This is a genomic window from Stappia sp. TSB10P1A (genome assembly GCF_900185725.1).
Lineage (GTDB): Bacteria > Pseudomonadota > Alphaproteobacteria > Rhizobiales > Stappiaceae > Stappia.
In genome coordinates, this window is record NZ_FYAU01000029.1 from 218,752 (window position 1) to 236,466 (window position 17,715).

Below are 17,715 nucleotides of genomic sequence, written 5' to 3' on the forward strand. Positions count from 1 at the left end.
GTTGCGATGCAATCCCGGCGTTCATTGCGGCAACATGTCACTTCTGCTGATGGGCGCGTGGATGGGCTCGGTCATAAGCCTCCAGCAGGCGGGCCGCATCCACCTCGGTGTAGATCTGGGTGGTCGACAGGCTGGCATGGCCGAGCAGTTCCTGGATCGTCCGCAGATCGCCGCCGCCGGCCAGCAGATGGGTCGCGAAGGAATGGCGCAGGGCGTGGGGGGTGGCGCTTTCGGGCAGGCCGAGCGCTCGTCGCAACCCCGCCATGGCCAGTTGGACGATGCGCGGGCTGAGCGGCCCGCCGCGAACGCCGAGGAACAGCGGGCCGTCCGGCTGCGGCACGTAGGGGCAGAGGGCGAGATAGCTTTCCACCGCGTCGCAGACCACGGGCAGCACGGGAACCACGCGCTCGCGCCCGCCCTTGCCGACGATCCGCAGGCTTCTCGTGCCACGGCGCGGCGCCATCCTGCCAGTCAGCGACAGCGCCTCGGAGATGCGCAACCCGCAGCCATAGAGCAGGGTCAGGACGGCGGCATTGCGCGCCGCCACCCAGGGCTCGGCATCCATGGCTGCATCCGCATCGACGAGCGTCATCGCATCGCCGGCCGACACCGGCTTGGGCAGCGAGCGCTTCTGTCTGGGTGGGCGGATCGCCGCGCTGGCAGCGGCATTCACCTCGCCGCGCGTCTCGAGATACCGCAGGAAGGAGCGGATGCCAGCCAGGCCGCGCGCCAGCGTCCGGCTTTCCGCCCCCGACTGCCGGCGCGAGGCGAGAAAGCCGCGAAAGTCCGACGGGCGCAGCTCCTCTAGGGCGTCGAGCCCCGGCGGCTCGGCAAGGTGGTTGGTCAGAAAGCGCAGGAACTGGCGCACGTCGCGCTCATAGGCGACCAACGTCCGGTCGGCGAGCCGCCGCTCCGATCCGAGATGGTCGAGCCAGTCTCCGACGGCGGCGTTCACATCGGCTTTCGCCGACACAAGCAGGGAATCAGCGGCGCTCATGAAACAAGGCTAGCATGCCTTGAGACAGACACGAATCGGGGCGGCCAGCGGCATGGCGGCCGCCCCTTCGCTTGCGTTCAAAGGATGCTCTGTCCGGTCTTGGCCCAGTCGGCCAGGAACTGCTCCAGCCCCTTGTCGGTCAGCGGGTGCTTGACCAGTCCCTTCAGCACGGCCGGCGGCACGGTCGCGACATCGGCGCCGACAAGCGCGCATTCGCGCACATGGTTGGCGGTGCGGATCGAGGCGGCGAGGATCTCCGTCTCGAAGCCGTAATTGTCGTAGATGATCCGCATCTCGCGAATGAGGTCCATGCCGTCGATGTTGACGTCGTCCAGCCGGCCGATGAACGGCGAGACGAAGGTCGCGCCGGCCTTGGCGGCGAGCAGCGCCTGATTGGCGGAAAAACACAGGGTGACGTTTACCATGTGCCCTTCATCCGTCAGGGTGCGGCAGGCCTTCAGGCCGTCAAGGGTCAGCGGCAGCTTCACGGCGATATTCTCGGCGATCTCGGCGAGCGTGCGGCCTTCGGCGATCATTGCGTCCGCCTCGGTGGCGGTGACCTCGGCCGAGACGGGACCCTCGACGATGTCGCAGATCTCTGCGATGACGTCCTTCATCGGGCGTCCGGACTTGAGGATCAGCGACGGATTGGTGGTGACGCCATCGAGCAGGCCGGTCGCGGCGAGATCCCGGATCTCCCCGGTGTCTGCGGTGTCGACGAAGAACTTCATGGCGGGCTCTGGCTCCTTCGGGAAACGGGTTCTTGCGGAGTTTCGGGTCGGCGGGGCATCTGCCTCGCCCGGGCCTGACTGCATACCTTAGGATGGCCTGCGGCGACAGCCCCGATTCGCCCGCGGCCGATCCTCTGGCGGAACGGTTTGCCCAGGCCGCAAACAGCAACGAGCAGGAACGAGGACGCGGGTGCCCGATCTTTTTGGCAATGCCGGCAAGGTGCGGCCGGCCACGGTCGCGAGGGTTTTGTTGCCGGTCGCCATCGGCACGGCCTACAGCTACCGCGTGCCGGCGGGGCTGCGCGTGCAGCCCGGCTCCATTGTCCGCGTGCCGCTCGGCCCGCGCGAGGTGGTGGGCGCCGTGTGGTCGCTGGAGCCGGAGGGCGGTTCCGCGGCCGGCAGCGTCGCCCCCTCACGGCTCAAGGACATCCTGCATGTCTACGAGGATGCCCCGCCGCTCGACGACGAGCTGCGCGCCTTGGTCGACTGGGTGGCGAACTGGACGCTCGCCGCGCCCGGCATGGTGCTGCGCATGGTGCTGCGCTCGGAAGAGGCACTGGAGAGCGAGCCGCCGCTCGCCGGCGTCCGCCTGTCGCCCACCGGCGAACGTCCCGAGCGCCTGACGCCGGCGCGCCAGCGGGTTCTGGCGCTGTTGCAGGACGGCACCGGCTTCACCCGCAGCGGTCTTGCCCATGCGGCCGGCGTCAGTTCTTCCGTGGTCGACGGGTTGCTGGCGCACGGCGCGCTGGAAAGCGTCGAGCTGCCGGCGATCCCTCCCTCGCCACGGCCGGATCCCGATTGGGCGCCCCCCGTCCTGACACCGGCGCAGGCGCGGGCCGCGGCGGAGCTGGTCGCCGCGGTGGGGCAGGGGTTCCGCACCTTCCTGATCGACGGCGTCACCGGATCGGGCAAGACGGAAGTCTATTTCGAGGCGGTGGCGGAAGCCCTGCGCCAGGGGCGCCAGGCGCTGGTCCTGATCCCGGAGATCGCCCTTACCAGCGCCTTCCTGCAGCGCTTCGAGCGCCGTTTCGCCGTGCTGCCGGCCGAATGGCATTCGGAGGTCGCCACCCGCCAGCGGGCGCGGGTCTGGCGCGGGGTGGCGACGGGCGACGTGCGGGTGGTGGTGGGTGCCCGCTCGGCGTTGTTCCTGCCGTTCCGCGAGCTCGGCCTCGTCGTCGTCGACGAAGAGCACGACGGCGCCTACAAGCAGGACGACCGTGTGCCCTACAATGCCCGCGACATGGCGGTGGTGCGCGGGCACATCTCGCGCTTTCCCGTGGTTCTCGCCTCGGCCACCCCGTCGGTGGAAAGCCGCGTCAATGCCGACCAAGGTCGCTATGCCCGCCTCGAGCTGCCCGAGCGCGCCACCGGTGCGCCTATGCCGGAAATCTCGGTCATCGACATGCGCCAGGATGGACCGGAGCGCGGGCAGTGGCTGGCGCCCACCCTGCGCCATGCGATCGGCGAGACGCTGACCGGCGGCGGTCAGGCGCTGCTCTTCCTCAACCGTCGTGGCTATGCGCCGCTGACCCTGTGCCGCTCCTGCGGCCATCGCTTCCAGTGTCCCAACTGCTCGACCTGGCTGGTCGAGCATCGGTTCCGCGGCCGCCTGTCCTGCCATCATTGCGGCCATGAGGAGCCGAGCCCCGACCACTGCCCGGCCTGCGGCGACACCCAGTCGCTGGTCGCCTGCGGCCCCGGCGTCGAGCGCATCGCGGAAGAGGCGGCGGATCTCTTTCCGCAGGCGCGGGTGCTGGTGCTGTCCTCCGATCTGCAGGGCGGCCCCGACCGGCTGCGCCGCGAGATGCGGATCATCGAGGAGGGCGGGGCCGATATCGTGGTCGGCACCCAGCTTGTCGCCAAGGGCCACAATTTTCCGCTCATGCGCCTCGTCGGAGTGGTCGACGCCGATCTCGGCCTTGCCAATGGCGATCCGCGCGCGGCGGAGCGGACTTTCCAGCTTCTGGCGCAGGTGACGGGCCGCGCCGGGCGCATCGGCGGCGGCGGGCGCGGTCTGCTGCAGACCTACGCGCCGGACCATCCGGTGATCCGCGCGCTGGCGTCCGGAGACAGTACCGCCTTCTACGAGGCGGAGATTGCTGCGCGCAAGGCGGCCGGCCTGCCGCCCTTCGGACGTCTTGCCGCGCTGATCGTTTCGGCGCCCGACCGGGGGCGGGCACAGGACTATGCCCGCCAGGTGGCGCGGCTGTCGCCGACGAGCCCCGGTCTCACGGTCCTTGGTCCGGCGGAGGCGGCGCTGGCGCTGGTGCGCGGGCGCTACCGCTTCCGTCTGCTGGCGATGGCGCCGCGCACTGTCGACCTGCAGGCGCTCATGCGCTCCTGGATCGCCCGTCTGCCGAAGCCGGCGGGCGGCGTCCGCCTGCAGGTCGACATCGATCCGCAGAGCTTCTTCTGAGCAGGGTAAAAAGCCGCAGCAGGGGCGTTTGCCGGCCACTTTTGCTCTGTTCGACCTTTTTCGGGCGCAATTGCGGCATTTGGACACCGTGGCGATGTTGCTCCGCCTTGAAGCCTGTGCTAATCGAAGCGCGGCTTTCCGGGGCAGTTGTGACCAAGCACACTCGCCTGACCGCGAAAGATCAGATTTTCCAAAGCCTTGCGGTCAGCCCTGCTGGGCGCATCGGCTCAAACCTGCCGAAGAGAGCACGGACCCTGTGACCGACAACGTATCTCTCATTTCAGGTGTGGCGCACCGTTACGCAACGGCACTGCTCGACTTGTCAGAGGAGCAGGGCTCCGTGGCGGACGTCGAGAAGGCGCTGGAAGCGTTCGACAAGCTGCTCCAGGACAGCGCAGACCTGCGCCGCCTCGTGGAAAGCCCGGTGTTTTCCGCCGATGAACAGCTCAAGGCCCTGACGGCGGTTCTGGACAAGGCCGGCGTTACGGGGCTGGCCGCCAACTTCCTCAAGCTCGCCGCGAAGAATCGGCGTCTCTTCGCCGTGCCGGGCATGATCGCCGCGTTCCGCGCTGGTCTCGCCCGTCGCCGCGGCGAAGTGCCGGCCGACGTCGTCTCCGCGGCACCGCTGTCGGAGGCCCAGCTCTCCGCCCTCGCCGACGCGCTCAATGCGTCGACCGGCAAGAAGGTGGTGATTTCGCCGAAGGTCGATCCCTCGCTGATCGGCGGCCTTGTCGTCAAGGTCGGCAGCCGGATGATCGACACTTCGCTCAAGACAAAACTCAACTCCCTCAAGTTCGCGATGAAAGAGGTCGGCTGATGGATATTCGGGCAGCGGAAATCTCCGCCATCCTCAAGGACCAGATCAAGAATTTCGGCCAGGAAGCCGAAGTTACCGAAGTCGGTCAGGTTCTTTCGGTAGGTGACGGTATCGCGCGCGTCTATGGCCTCGACAAGGTCCAGGCGGGCGAGATGGTCGAGTTCCCCGGCGGTATCCGGGGCATGGCGCTGAACCTCGAGACCGACAATGTCGGCGTCGTGCTCTTCGGCTCCGACCGTGACATCAAGGAAGGCGACACGGTCAAGCGGACCGGTGCGATCGTCGAGATCCAGGTCGGCAAGGGGCTGCTCGGCCGCGTCGTCGACCCGCTCGGCAACCCGCTCGACGGCAAGGGCCCGATCGAGGGCTCCGAGATGCGCCGCGTCGACGTCAAGGCGCCGGGCATCCTGCCGCGCAAGGGCGTTCACGAGCCGATGTCGACGGGCCTGAAGGCCATCGACGCGCTGATCCCGGTCGGTCGCGGCCAGCGCGAGCTGGTGATCGGCGACCGTCAGACCGGCAAGACGGCGATCATTCTGGACACGTTCCTGAACCAGAAGCCGATGCACGCGACGGACAATGAGGGCGAGAAGCTCTATTGCATCTACGTCGCCGTCGGCCAGAAGCGTTCGACCGTTGCCCAGTTCGTCAAGCAGCTCGAGGAATCGGGCGCTCTCGAGTACTCGGTGATCGTCGCCGCGACGGCTTCCGACCCGGCGCCGCTGCAGTTCCTGGCGCCGTTCTCCGGCACCGCCATCGGCGAGTTCTTCCGCGACAACGGAATGCACGCCGTGATCGGTTACGACGATCTGACCAAGCAGGCCGTGGCCTATCGCCAGATGTCCCTGCTGCTCCGTCGTCCGCCGGGACGTGAAGCCTTCCCGGGCGACGTGTTCTATCTGCACTCTCGCCTGCTCGAGCGTTCGGCCAAGCTCAACGAGGCCAACGGCTCCGGCTCGCTGACCGCCCTTCCGGTCATCGAGACCCAGGGCAACGACGTGTCGGCCTTCATTCCGACCAACGTGATCTCGATCACCGACGGCCAGATCTTTCTCGAGACGGATCTGTTCTTCCAGGGCATCCGCCCGGCGGTGAACGTCGGCCTGTCGGTGTCGCGCGTGGGCTCGTCGGCCCAGATCAAGGCGATGAAGCAGGTTGCCGGCAAGATCAAGGGCGAGCTTGCCCAGTATCGCGAGATGGCGGCTTTCGCCCAGTTCGGTTCGGATCTCGACGCCACGACCCAGCGCTTGCTGAACCGTGGTGCGCGCCTGACCGAGCTTCTGAAGCAGGGCCAGTTCCAGCCGCTGAAGACCCAGGAGCAGGTCGCCGTCATTTATGCCGGCGTCAATGGCTACCTGGACAAGCTGCCGGTCAACAAGGTCAGGGACTTTGAAGAGGGCCTGCTTCTGAACCTGCGCGGCGAACATGCGGATCTCCTGGATGGCATCTGGGAGAAGAAGGCGCTCGACGCCGACCTTGAGGCTCGTCTCAAGGCGGCCATCGAGGCCTTCGCAAAGAACTTCGCCTGACGCGACTGACGGCATCCAGGACAAGGGGCGGCCATGCCGAGCCTGAAGGACTTACGAAACCGGATCGCCTCCGTTAAGGCGACGCAGAAGATCACCAAGGCCATGCAGATGGTGGCCGCGGCGAAGCTGCGTCGCGCCCAGGAGGCGGCCGAGGCTGCACGGCCCTATGCGGAACGCATGGAGGCCGTCCTCGCCAACCTCGCCAGCGCTTTCGAGGGCCGGGACGATGCTCCGCGCCTTCTCGCCGGCACCGGCAAGGATGACGTGCATCTCCTGCTGGTCGCGACCGCGGAGCGCGGCCTGTGCGGCGGCTTCAACTCCTCGATCGCCAAGCTGGCGCGCGAGCGGGCGAAGTCGCTGATCGCGCAGGGTAAGACGGTGAAGATCGTCTGCGTCGGCAAGAAGGGCTTCGATGCCCTGAAGCGTGATCTCGGTGCGTATATCGTCAAGACGATCGAACTGCGGCACGTCAAGCGGGTCGCCTTCGAGAACGCGAACGAGATTGGCGACCTGGTCCGCGCGATGTTCGATGCCGGCGAGTTCGACGTCTGCACCCTGTTCTATGCGCGCTTTCAGTCGGTGATCAGCCAGGTTCCGACGGCCCAGCAGCTCATTCCGGCGACCTTCGGCGAGGCGGCGAAGACCGTCCAGACCGACGCGGTCTACGAGTACGAGCCGGACGAGGGCGAGATCCTGGCCGAGCTCCTGCCGCGCAACATTTCTGTGCAGATCTTCCGTGGACTTCTGGAAAACGCAGCGTCCGAGCAGGGCGCGCGCATGTCCGCGATGGACAACGCCACGCGCAACGCCGGTGACATGATCAACAAGCTGACGCTCAGTTACAACCGTCAGCGGCAGGCTCAGATCACCAAGGAGCTGATCGAAATCATTTCGGGCGCCGAGGCGCTCTGACCGGATCGAGACGAGGATAGCAAAATGGCTGACAAAGCAGTCGGGCGCATCACGCAGGTCATCGGCGCCGTCGTCGACGTTCAGTTCGACGATCATCTGCCGGCGATTCTGAACGCCCTGGAAACCGATAACAACGGCAACCGCCTGGTTCTCGAGGTTGCTCAGCACCTCGGCGAGAACACCGTTCGTACCATCGCCATGGATGCGACCGAGGGTCTCGTTCGCGGCCAGAAGGTGATCGACACGGACGAGCCGATTTCGGTTCCGGTCGGTGCCGGCACGCTCGGCCGCATCATGAACGTCATCGGCGAGCCGGTCGACGAGGCCGGCCCGATCGTTCATGAGACGAAGCGCGGCATCCACCAGGAAGCCCCGACCTTCACCGAGCAGTCCACCGAGGCCGAGATCCTGGTGACGGGCATCAAGGTCGTCGACCTGCTCGCGCCTTACGCCAAGGGCGGCAAGATCGGCCTGTTCGGCGGCGCCGGCGTCGGCAAGACCGTTCTGATCATGGAACTCATCAACAACATCGCCAAGGCGCACGGCGGTTACTCCGTCTTCGCCGGCGTGGGAGAGCGTACCCGTGAGGGCAACGATCTCTACTGGGAGATGATCGAATCCAACGTGAACCGCGATCCCAAGGAGCACGGCGGTTCGACCGAGGGTTCCAAGTGCGCGCTGGTCTACGGCCAGATGAACGAACCCCCCGGAGCCCGTGCCCGCGTGGCGCTGACCGGTCTCACCGTCGCCGAGCATTTCCGCGACGAAGGCCAGGACGTGCTGTTCTTCGTCGACAACATCTTCCGCTTCACCCAGGCGGGTTCGGAAGTGTCGGCGCTGCTCGGCCGTATTCCTTCGGCCGTGGGCTACCAGCCGACGCTCGGCACCGACATGGGTGCGATGCAGGAACGCATCACCACCACGACCAAGGGGTCGATCACCTCGGTGCAGGCCGTGTACGTGCCGGCCGACGACCTTACCGACCCGGCGCCGGCCTCGACCTTCGCCCACCTCGACGCGACGACGGTGCTCAACCGCTCGATCGCCGAGAAGGGCATCTACCCGGCGGTGGACCCGCTCGACTCGACCTCGCGCATCCTTGATCCGCGCATCATCGGCGACGAGCACTACGAGACGGCTCGCGCCGTGCAGGCGACCCTGCAGCGCTACAAGGCGCTCCAGGACATCATCGCCATTCTCGGCATGGACGAGCTGTCGGAAGAGGACAAGCTCACCGTGGCGCGCGCCCGCAAGATCGAGCGCTTCCTGTCGCAGCCGTTCTTCGTCGCCGAGATCTTCACCGGTTCGCCGGGCAAGCTCGTCGCGCTCGAAGACACCATCAAGGGCTTCCAGGGCCTGGTGAACGGCGACTACGACCACCTGCCCGAGGCGGCCTTCTACATGGTCGGCTCGATCGACGAGGCGGTCGAGAAGGCGCAGCGTCTGGCCGCCGAAGCGGCCTAAGCACGGGAAGGATCGAGGCACGACATGGCGGGAGCATTCCAGTTCGAGCTCGTCTCTCCGGAGCGACTTCTTCTGTCCGAGGAAGTCACGATGGTGGTGGTGCCGGGCTCCGAGGGCGAGTTCGGCGTCATGGCCGGACATGCCCCGATGATGTCGACCCTGCGCCCGGGCCTTCTGCGCGTCTCGCGTGAGGGCGGTGCGGATCAGGCCTATTTCGTGCGCGGCGGTTTCGCCGAGGCGGGGCCGAAGGGGCTGACGGTGCTGGCCGAGCAGGCGACGTCGCTGAGCGATCTGAAGGCGGAGGACATCGCCAGCCAGATCCGTGATGCGGAAGAAGACCTGGCGGACGCCGGCGACGACGACGCGCGCGCCCGGTCGGCGGCCGCGCTTGCCCAGCTTCGCGAGGTCCAGGCGGCGCTCAAGCTCGCCTGACGGCCGGCAAGGCCGGCATGATCTTATGTCCAAACTTGCAGGAGGGCGCCCCGTGGCGCCCTTTTTGCGTTTCGGCTCTGACCCGTCTGCTCCTGGTCAATCTGAGAGCGGGTGGACAGGGCAGGCCGGCACCGGCAAGACTGCTCGCATGCAGGAAAGGCAGTCACGAGAGAGCGGGCGAAAAGCTCCGGCGGCGGCGACGCTACCGGAAGGATTCCGGTTGTTGCCGGGTTTCCTCGACCGGCAGGCGCAGAAAGACCTGCTTGAGGAGATCCGCGCGGTCGTCGCGGTAGCACCCCTCTTCACGCCGGCGATGCCGCGCACGGGGACGCCATTCTCCGTCCGCATGACCAATTGCGGCGCGCTCGGTTGGGTGTCGGACAGGGCCGGCTACCGCTATCAGCCCGAGCATCCGCTCACGGGAGAGCCCTGGCCGGCGATGCCGCCGCGGTTGCTGGACTTGTGGCGGCAACTGACGCCAGAGGCGCCACCGCCGGAAGCCTGCCTCGTCAATTTCTATGGACCAAAGGCCCGCATGGGCCTGCATCAGGACAGGGACGAGGCGACTTTCGAGGCGCCGGTGATCTCCGTGTCGCTCGGCGCGACGGCGCTGTTCCGCATCGGCGGCAGGAGCCGCAAGGACCCGACCCGGTCGCTGCGGCTTGCCTCCGGCGACGTGGTGGTTCTGGGAGGCGCGGCGCGGCTCGCCTATCACGGGATCGACCGGCTGCTGCCGGGGACCTCAACACTCGTGCGCGGCGATGGGCGGATCAACCTGACCCTGAGGCGGGTGACGCCGGCCTGACGGGCCTCTCGGCAGCGGGTGTCAGGTGAAGACGGCGATCGCGATCAGCGCGGCGATGACCCACAGCGCAATGCGTCCCGAGCGCGTGTGACGGGCTTCCGCGCGGCCGATTGCCTCGGCTGTGGCCGGGTCGAAGCGCAGGCCCCTCTCCGCCATGGTCTCGAGTTCGCTCGACAGCCGGCCGGCCCGCTCGGCGAGGATCGGCAGGTCGGCCGCAAGCCGGCCGAGGGCGACAAGCCCGCCGGCGGCATCCTGCAGGCGCCCCGCGGGGCCGAGGTTCCGCTCGATCCAGCCGCGCACCACCGGCTCGGCGGTCCGCCACATGTCGAGATGCGGGTCGAGCGTGCGCGCGACGCCTTCGACCACGACCATGGTCTTCTGCAGCATGATCAACTGCGTCTGGGTGCGCATGTTGAACAGTTCGGTCACTTCCAGAAGCTGGGTGAGCAGCCGGGCCATGGAGATCTCCGAGGCATCGTGCCCGTGGATCGGCTCCCCGATCGCCCGGATCGCCTGGGCGAACACGTCGACGTCCTGGTCGGAGGGAACGTAGCCGGCCTCGAAATGCACCTCCGCCACCCGGCGATAGTCGCGGGTGATGAAGCCGAACAGGATCTCGGCGAGGAACCGCCGTTCCGCCGTGCCGAGCCGGCCGGTGATGCCGAAGTCGACGGCGACAAGCTGGCCGTCCTCGTCCAGGAACAGGTTGCCCTGGTGCATGTCGGCATGGAAGAAGCCGTCGCGCACCGCATGACGCAGGAACGACTGGATCACCATGGCGCCGATAGCCGGCAGGTCGTGCCCGTCGGCGGCGATCCCCTCGATGTCGGAGAGCTTGCGGCCCGAGATCCATTCCATCGTCAGCACGGCCTTGGCCGTGCGCGTCCAGTTGACCTCCGGCACCCGGAAACCCGGATCGTCGCGGGTGTTCTCCGCCATTTCCGACAGGGCGGCGGCTTCCAGGCGGAAGTCCATTTCCAGCTCGACGGAGCGGGCCAGCGTGTCGACCACCGCGACTGGGCGCAGGCGCCGCGAGGGCGGGTGGATCCGCTCTACCAGCCGCGCCATCAGGTAATAGCTCTTCAGGTCGCGGCGGAACCGCTCGGCAACGCCGGGGCGCAGCACCTTGACCGCCACCTTGCGGCGCGTTCCGTCCCGCTCCTCGATCTCCGCAGAATGAACCTGGGCGATCGAGGCGGCGGCGACCGGCTCGTCGAAGCGGACGAACAACTCCTCGACCGGGCGTCCGAGCTGGCTTTCCACCACCCGCCGGGCTTCCTCCATGCCGAAGGACGGGATCTGGTCCTGCAGCGCGGTCAGGTCGCTGGCGATCTCGCGCCCGACCACATCGGGCCGGGTCGCCAGGAACTGGCCGAGCTTCACATAGGAGGGGCCAAGCCGGGTCAATGCGTCCGACAGGCGCTTGTCGGCCGCCTTGTCGCGTACGGAGCGCCGCTCCAGTAGGCGGACCGCGCGCAGGGCCATCCGCTGGGCGGGCGGCAGGTCGGGGAGATCGACGATGCCGAAAACGCCTTCCCGCGCCATGACGAAGCCGGCGCGGGCGAGCCGGAAGAGGGATGCGAGCGGCATGGAGGCCTCAGATCGCCCAGGCGGAATGCAGGCAGGCGATCCCGCCCGAATAGTTGCGATGGCTGACGCGCGCGAACCCGGCCTCGCGGATCATGTCGGCGAAACGCTCCTGGTTCGGGAATTTGCGGATCGATTCCACCAGATAGCGATAGGGCTCGCCGTCGCCGGTCACCATCCGGCCCATGACCGGGATCGCATTGAAGGAGAACAGGTCATAGACCTTGTCGAGGCCGGCGACATCCACCTGGCTGAACTCCAGGCACAGGAAGCGCCCGCCGCGCTTCAGCACGCGCCGCGCCTCGCTGAGTGCCTTGTCGATGCGCGGCACGTTGCGGATGCCGAAGGCGATCGTATAGGCGTCGAACGAGCGGTCGGGGAAGGGCAGGTCCTCGGCGTTGCCCTCCACAAAGCTCAGGCGATCGCCGAGCCCCGCCTTGGCGGCGCGGGCCCTGCCCACGTCCAGCATCGAGCCGTTGATGTCGCAGACGACGGCGGAGGTCGCCTTGCCGCCGCGCTCGATGATGCGCGTTGCAATGTCGCCGGTGCCGCCGGCAACGTCGAGGACGCGGAAGGCGCGGCGGTCGGCTCTGGGCGGGGCCAGCGACGACACCATCGCATCCTTCCACAGCCGGTGCAGGCCGCCCGACATCAGGTCGTTCATGAGGTCGTAGCGGTTCGCCACCTGGTGGAACACCTCGTTGACGAGGGGCTGCTTCTCGCCGCTGGCGACCTTGCGGAAGCCGAAGCTCGTCGCCATTTCCGGGCCGCTCGTCCGCCCCCGGTCGCTGTCCATGCTGGCCGCCATAGGGCTCTCCATGCGCCTGTGTTTCCGCTGATCGAGGCATGGCTTACAGCATTTTCGCGATGAGGTCACGGGTTGCGGGCGCGCCTTTCCGGCGCAGGACATTGCCGGGACGCTTGGCCCGGAGCGAAGGATTGACGCCCCGCCCATCTCCTTTATGCAAGAGGGCGAGACCGCGCGCCCGACGCAGCGCCCCCTTGCGGAGACCTCCATGCCGGAATTGCCCGAAGTCGAAACCGTACGCCGGGGCCTTTCCCCGGTCTTCGACGGTGCCATGATCCGCAAGGTGACCCTCAACCGGGCCGACCTGCGCTTCCCCCTGCCGGCCGATTTCCGCAACCGGCTCGGCGGGCAGCGGATGGTCGCGCTCGGGCGGCGGGCCAAGTATCTGCTGGGCGATCTGGAGGACGGCACCGTTCTCGTCATGCATCTGGGCATGTCCGGCTCCTTCCGCATCGAAGAGGTCGGCGAGGAGCGCTCGCAGCCCGTTGCGGCAGAGGCGTTCCACTATCCGCGCTCGGTCGACCGGGCGCATGACCACGTCATCTTCCATCTCGAGCATGGCGGTGCGGAGCGCCTGCGCGTCGTCTACAACGATCCGCGCAGGTTCGGCTTCATGAGCCTCATCGCGCGTGCCGAGGTCGAGCAGCATCCCTGGTTCGCCGCGCTCGGCCCGGAGCCGACCGGCAATGCGCTGGATGCCGAACACCTGGCGAGGGTTGCGGCGGGGCGGGCGACACCGCTCAAGGCGCTGCTGCTCGACCAGCGCGCCATTGCCGGGCTCGGCAACATCTATGTCTGCGAGGCGCTGCACCGGGCAAAGCTCAGCCCGCTGCGCAGCGCCGGAACGCTCGCCACCGCCGCCGGCGCGCCGACGGCAGGGGCAAAGCGGCTTGTCACCGCCATTCGCGAGGTCATCGCCGAGGCCATCGTCGCCGGCGGCTCGACCTTGCGCGACCACCGCCAGGCCGACGGCGAACTCGGCTATTTCCAGCATTCCTTCGCGGTCTATGGGCGCGAGGGCGAGCTGTGTCCGCGCGCCGACTGCGGCGGCACGGTCGCGCGTATCGTGCAGTCGGGACGTTCGACTTTCCATTGTCCCCACTGCCAGGGGTAGAAAGGGGCGGCGGCCGGGCCTGGTCGGAGCTCGTCTCGCCGGAAACTGCAAGGTTGCGGCGGCGGGGGCCTTCGGATACCCCTTGATCCGCGAAGGCGGCGCTGGCTGACGACGCGCCGTCCCATTTTGGGAGGTCCCATGGGATACGAGAATATTCGGGTCGAGAAGCGCGGGCGGGTCGCCCTCGTCACTTTGAACCGTCCGAAGGCGCTGAACGCCCTGAATTCCGAACTGATTGCCGAGCTCAACGCCGCATTGGCGCTGTTCGAGAGCGACGACAAGATCGGCTGCGTCGTGCTCACCGGATCGGAAAAGGCCTTCGCCGCCGGCGCCGATATCAAGGAGATGTCCTCGCTCTCCTTCGTCGAGGCCTACAAGACCGACTTCATCACCTCCTGGGACCACGTGTCGCGGTTCCGCAAGCCGATCATCGCGGCGGTGGCGGGCTACGCGCTCGGCGGCGGCTGCGAACTGGCGATGATGTGCGACTTCATCCTGGCTGCGGACAACGCCAAGTTCGGCCAGCCGGAGATCACGCTCGGCGTGATGCCCGGCGCCGGCGGCACCCAGCGCCTGACCCGCTTCGTCGGCAAGTCGAAGGCGATGGAAATGTGCCTGACCGGCCGGATGATGGATGCCGCCGAGGCGGAGCGCTCCGGCCTTGTCAGCCGGGTGGTGCCGCTCGACGAGCTGCTCGAGGAAGCCATGCGCGTGGCCGAGAAGATTGCCGGTTTCTCGCTGCCCACTGCGATGATGACCAAGGAAAGCGTCAACCGCGCCTATGAGACGACCCTTGCCGAGGGCGTGCGCTTCGAGCGTCGCGTCTTCCACTCGATGTTCGCGACGGAAGACCAGACGGAAGGCATGAATGCCTTCGTGGAGAAGCGCGCTCCCCAGTTCAAGAACATGTAGGCGGCGTCCGTCGGCCGGCGGCGCGGGAGTTCACGCGTTTTTCGTGACTTTCGCGTTGACGGCGGGCGGGCGGCCGCCTATAACGCGGTCGACCGGTGGTGGCCCGTTCCGCCGCCGCTTTCGTTTGATCCAGATGGCTTCGACGCCCTGGCCCGAACGAGTCGGATTGTTCACGTAACGCATCAGGACAGAATATGGCCAACACCCCTTCGGCCAAGAAGGCGGCGCGCAAGATCGAGCGTCGCACGGCCACCAACAAGGCCCGCCGCAGCCGGGTGCGCACTTACCTGCGCAAGGTTGAGGAGGCGATTGCCTCTGGCGACAAGGCCGCAGCGAGCGATGCCCTCAAGGCAGCCCAGCCCGAGATCATGCGGGCGGTGTCCAAGGGCGTCTACCACCGCAACACGGTGTCGCGGAAGATTTCCCGCCTGAGCTCCCGCATCAAGGTCCTCGGCGCCTGAGCGTTGCGATCATCGCGGAAGAGTTGGAACCCGGCCTTTTGGTCGGGTTTTTCTTTTGCCGGCATCGACTTTCGTCTCCCTTCCCGCCTAAGCAAGCCGGGCGATTCGAATGCGTTTCGCGGCTTTTGACCTGTCACAAAAACCTTTTCTTAATCAGTGTCTTAAGATCATGTTGGGTGTGGCCTTCGTCGGTGTCCGCGGTTTCCCGTCTGTCAAGATTGAGGGCGTGAATTTTTTTTTCCTGCACAGCAAAATGGTGTGAAAGGCTCGGCCGGATCGAAAACGCTTTGAGTCAAAACGCCTTCCAAATGGCGCCTCGCCGTCATCCGCAGGTGCGGGCGTGACCCTGACCCTCGGGGGCGCCGAATTGCCGGGCGAGACTGTTGCGGGGCCTGTGGGGGCTGTGTATGGTCTTGGTTATCGGGCGCTCGCCCGGGCAAAATCGCAAAACAAAAAAGACAGGGGCCTCTAGGAGAGCAATGTTATATTTGTGCAAAAAATATACATTGGGCGAAAGCCGCGCGTTCTCTTGGAAGAGTTCCAAAAGTTCTCCGGTCAAGCGGCGTCTTCTACTGAAGTCGTAGATCGGAAAGACAGTCTCCCCCGCATGATCCAGTCGTTTTTGACTTGCTGGCCCGTCCGGCAAGACAGGATTTCTGTGTCTTGCGGCACGCCGTTTGCGGAGACGGCGGGAGGCGTTGGTGCGGGTGTCGCGACAGGTGTGGTTTGTCTGCGACGGTTGCGCCCAGGGAAGCTCGAGACTGGAAAGAGGGCTTGACGATGACTGCGCAATCCATTTTCTGTGCCGCTCCAGCGTGGCGCCCTTCGAGGGGTGCCACGACCTGATCCATTCATGGGGCGTCGATTGCGAAAGCGTCGGACGGTCCTCTCGCATCCAGCGACCCTCTCCTTGCCGGGGCGATCCATCGCCCGCATGACCCGCAGGAGGTTGAGGCAACGGGAAGCCCCAAGGGGCAGACGAGATTTTCAGCCGGGCGGGCAGCGCTCACCCGGTGAGGCTATCTGTCGCTTTCGCGACACCTGGCGGGCCGGGGACGGCTCGCGACAAGACCGCGCCGAAACGGCGAAAAACACAACAAGTGCAACGGGTTCTGCGGCGGCGGAGCACCTCGTTGACCATTTGGAGGCGATCACGATGAACTTGCAGGAACTGCCGGCATCAGAGACCGCGGGCATTGATCACTGGACGCGCGTCAAGAAGCGGCTGCGGGCCGAGCTCGGAGAGGATGTCTTCACCAGTTGGTTCGCTCGGGTCGATCTGGAGGATCATTCCGACGGCACCGTTCGCCTCTCCGTGCCGACCCGGTTCCTCAAGCAGTGGATCCAGTCCCACTATCGCGAGCGGTTGATGGGTCTTTGGAAGCACGAATGCGATGACGTGCATCGCATCGAGCTGACGGTTCGCGGTGCGGTGCGGGCGCGTCCCGCCGTGGCCGGTCTGGCGCGGACGGCGCCGGTCGCCCCGCGCGCCGCCCAGCAGATCAAGCTGGTCGAGGGGGCCGGCGCGTCCAGGCCGGACACGGCGCCGGGCGGCGTGGCGCGGCCTGTCGCCGCGACCTCGCGCGAGGGCGGCGAGGGCCTGGAAGGCGCCTCGCTCGACCCGAAATACACGTTCGAGTCCTTCGTCGAGGGCGAGTCCAACGCACTGGCGCTGGCCGCCGCGCGTCAGGTTGCCACAGCGGCCTCGGTGACCTTCAACCCGCTCTACATCCATGCCTCGGTCGGCCTCGGCAAGACGCACCTGATGCAGGCGGTCGCCTCGGCGGCGCAGGCGTCCGGGCGCCGGGTGCTGTACCTCACGGCCGAGCATTTCATGTATCGCTTCGTGTCGGCGTTGAAGGCTCAGTCCGCGCTCGCCTTCAAGGACACGCTGCGCACCATCGACCTGCTGCTGATCGACGACATGCAGTTCCTGCATGGCAAGCAGGTCCAGCAGGAATTCTGCCACACGCTGAACGCGCTGATCGACGGCGCCCGCCAGGTCGTAGTCGCTGCCGACCGGCCGCCGGCGGATCTCGAGACCCTCGACGACCGTATGCGTTCGCGCCTGGCCGGCGGTCTCGTCGTTGCCATTTCCGAACCCGATTTCGGTCTGCGCCGCGCCATTTTGAGCAACCGCATCGACGCGGTGCGCCGCTCGCATGCAAGCTTCACCGTGCCGGAAGCGGTGCTCGACTACGTTGCCCGCCACGTCGGCAATTCAGGCCGCGACCTGGAAGGCGCGCTCAACCGCCTGATCGCTCACAACCAGCTCACCAACCAGCCGGTGACGCAGGAGATGGCCGAGGCGACCTTGCGCGATCTCGTTCGCAATGCCGAGCCGCGCCGGGTCAAGATCGAGGATATCCAGCGCATCGTCTCCAAGCACTACAACGTGTCGAAGGCCGATCTGCTGTCGGCGCGCCGCACCCGCACCATCGTCCGGCCGCGCCAGATCGCCATGTACCTCTCCAAGGTCCTGACCCCGCGCTCTCTCCCGGAGATCGGCCGCCGCTTCGGCAATCGTGACCACACAACCGTGCTGCACGCGGTGCGCAAGATCGAGGACCTTGCACGCTCCGACAATTCGCTGGCGCAGGAGCTCGACCTCCTGAAGCGCATGCTGGACGCCTGACGCGTTTCACACGGCATCGTGGGCGGCATCTCGGCGGGGCGGCCGCCCGACATTTTGTCCTCGGCCTGTGTTTCGGGCCTAAAATGAGGCTAAGG

At 66.9% G+C, this 17,715-nt stretch carries 15 protein-coding genes; 11 read left to right on the plus strand and 4 right to left on the minus strand.

The window, feature by feature from the left end; translation table 11 throughout:
• Positions 1-37: 37 nt before the first annotated feature.
• Both TSB10P1A_RS14875 and fsa read right to left on the minus strand, forming a co-directional pair.
• The gene (locus TSB10P1A_RS14875) at positions 38-997 is read right to left on the minus strand and encodes a tyrosine recombinase XerC (protein ID WP_186388716.1); all 960 of its coding nucleotides are present in this window, start codon (positions 995-997) and stop codon (positions 38-40) included.
• A 77-nt stretch (positions 998-1,074) separates the two neighbouring features.
• Entirely contained in the window at positions 1,075-1,728 is a 654-nt protein-coding gene (fsa, locus tag TSB10P1A_RS14880) for a fructose-6-phosphate aldolase (RefSeq protein WP_186388717.1), read from the minus strand.
• A 190-nt stretch (positions 1,729-1,918) separates the two neighbouring features.
• On the opposite strand from fsa, the gene TSB10P1A_RS14885 reads away from it, so the two are divergent.
• From TSB10P1A_RS14885 to TSB10P1A_RS14915, 7 genes are all read left to right on the plus strand, one after another.
• The gene (locus tag TSB10P1A_RS14885; protein WP_208984891.1) at positions 1,919-4,144 is read left to right on the plus strand and encodes a primosomal protein N'; all 2,226 of its coding nucleotides are present in this window, start codon (positions 1,919-1,921) and stop codon (positions 4,142-4,144) included.
• A gap of 256 nt (positions 4,145-4,400) precedes the next feature.
• Positions 4,401-4,961 carry a F0F1 ATP synthase subunit delta gene (locus TSB10P1A_RS14890; RefSeq protein ID WP_244293129.1) on the plus strand — a complete coding sequence of 187 codons (561 nt, stop codon included), beginning with the start codon at positions 4,401-4,403 and terminating at the stop codon, positions 4,959-4,961.
• Complete coding sequence (gene atpA / locus TSB10P1A_RS14895) at positions 4,961-6,490, plus strand: F0F1 ATP synthase subunit alpha (protein WP_186388718.1); 1,530 nt, start codon at positions 4,961-4,963, stop codon at positions 6,488-6,490. The genes TSB10P1A_RS14890 and atpA overlap by 1 nt, the downstream gene beginning before the upstream one ends.
• Positions 6,491-6,523: 33 nt before the next feature.
• Complete coding sequence (locus TSB10P1A_RS14900) at positions 6,524-7,402, plus strand: F0F1 ATP synthase subunit gamma (RefSeq protein ID WP_186388719.1); 879 nt, start codon at positions 6,524-6,526, stop codon at positions 7,400-7,402.
• A 24-nt stretch (positions 7,403-7,426) separates the two neighbouring features.
• The gene (atpD, locus tag TSB10P1A_RS14905) at positions 7,427-8,866 is read left to right on the plus strand and encodes a F0F1 ATP synthase subunit beta (protein ID WP_186388720.1); all 1,440 of its coding nucleotides are present in this window, start codon (positions 7,427-7,429) and stop codon (positions 8,864-8,866) included.
• Between the two features lie 24 nt (positions 8,867-8,890).
• Positions 8,891-9,298 carry a F0F1 ATP synthase subunit epsilon gene (locus tag TSB10P1A_RS14910; protein ID WP_186388721.1) on the plus strand — a complete coding sequence of 136 codons (408 nt, stop codon included), beginning with the start codon at positions 8,891-8,893 and terminating at the stop codon, positions 9,296-9,298.
• A 148-nt stretch (positions 9,299-9,446) separates the two neighbouring features.
• A complete protein-coding gene (locus tag TSB10P1A_RS14915) occupies positions 9,447-10,103 on the plus strand; it encodes an alpha-ketoglutarate-dependent dioxygenase AlkB (RefSeq protein ID WP_186388722.1) in 657 nt (218 codons plus the stop codon).
• A gap of 21 nt (positions 10,104-10,124) precedes the next feature.
• Here the strand turns inward: TSB10P1A_RS14915 and ubiB are convergent, their stop codons facing one another.
• Both ubiB and ubiE read right to left on the minus strand, forming a co-directional pair.
• The gene (gene ubiB / locus TSB10P1A_RS14920; RefSeq protein WP_186388723.1) at positions 10,125-11,693 is read right to left on the minus strand and encodes a 2-polyprenylphenol 6-hydroxylase; all 1,569 of its coding nucleotides are present in this window, start codon (positions 11,691-11,693) and stop codon (positions 10,125-10,127) included.
• A gap of 7 nt (positions 11,694-11,700) precedes the next feature.
• Positions 11,701-12,486, minus strand: a complete 786-nt coding sequence (ubiE, locus tag TSB10P1A_RS14925) for a bifunctional demethylmenaquinone methyltransferase/2-methoxy-6-polyprenyl-1,4-benzoquinol methylase UbiE (RefSeq protein ID WP_371515137.1) — start codon at positions 12,484-12,486, stop codon at positions 11,701-11,703.
• Positions 12,487-12,706: 220 nt separating this feature from the next.
• Here ubiE and mutM point away from each other — a divergent pair, with 220 nt between their 5' ends.
• The 4 genes from mutM (at position 12,707) to dnaA (ending at position 17,620) form a co-directional block, all read left to right on the plus strand.
• Complete coding sequence (mutM, locus tag TSB10P1A_RS14930; RefSeq protein ID WP_186388725.1) at positions 12,707-13,612, plus strand: bifunctional DNA-formamidopyrimidine glycosylase/DNA-(apurinic or apyrimidinic site) lyase; 906 nt, start codon at positions 12,707-12,709, stop codon at positions 13,610-13,612.
• A gap of 138 nt (positions 13,613-13,750) precedes the next feature.
• Positions 13,751-14,524 carry an enoyl-CoA hydratase gene (locus TSB10P1A_RS14935; protein ID WP_186388726.1) on the plus strand — a complete coding sequence of 258 codons (774 nt, stop codon included), beginning with the start codon at positions 13,751-13,753 and terminating at the stop codon, positions 14,522-14,524.
• Positions 14,525-14,718: 194 nt separating this feature from the next.
• Positions 14,719-14,985, plus strand: a complete 267-nt coding sequence (rpsT, locus tag TSB10P1A_RS14940; RefSeq protein ID WP_186388727.1) for a 30S ribosomal protein S20 — start codon at positions 14,719-14,721, stop codon at positions 14,983-14,985.
• Positions 14,986-16,141: 1,156 nt separating this feature from the next.
• Positions 16,142-17,620, plus strand: a complete 1,479-nt coding sequence (gene dnaA / locus TSB10P1A_RS14945; RefSeq protein WP_186388728.1) for a chromosomal replication initiator protein DnaA — start codon at positions 16,142-16,144, stop codon at positions 17,618-17,620.
• Positions 17,621-17,715: the final 95 nt, after the last annotated feature.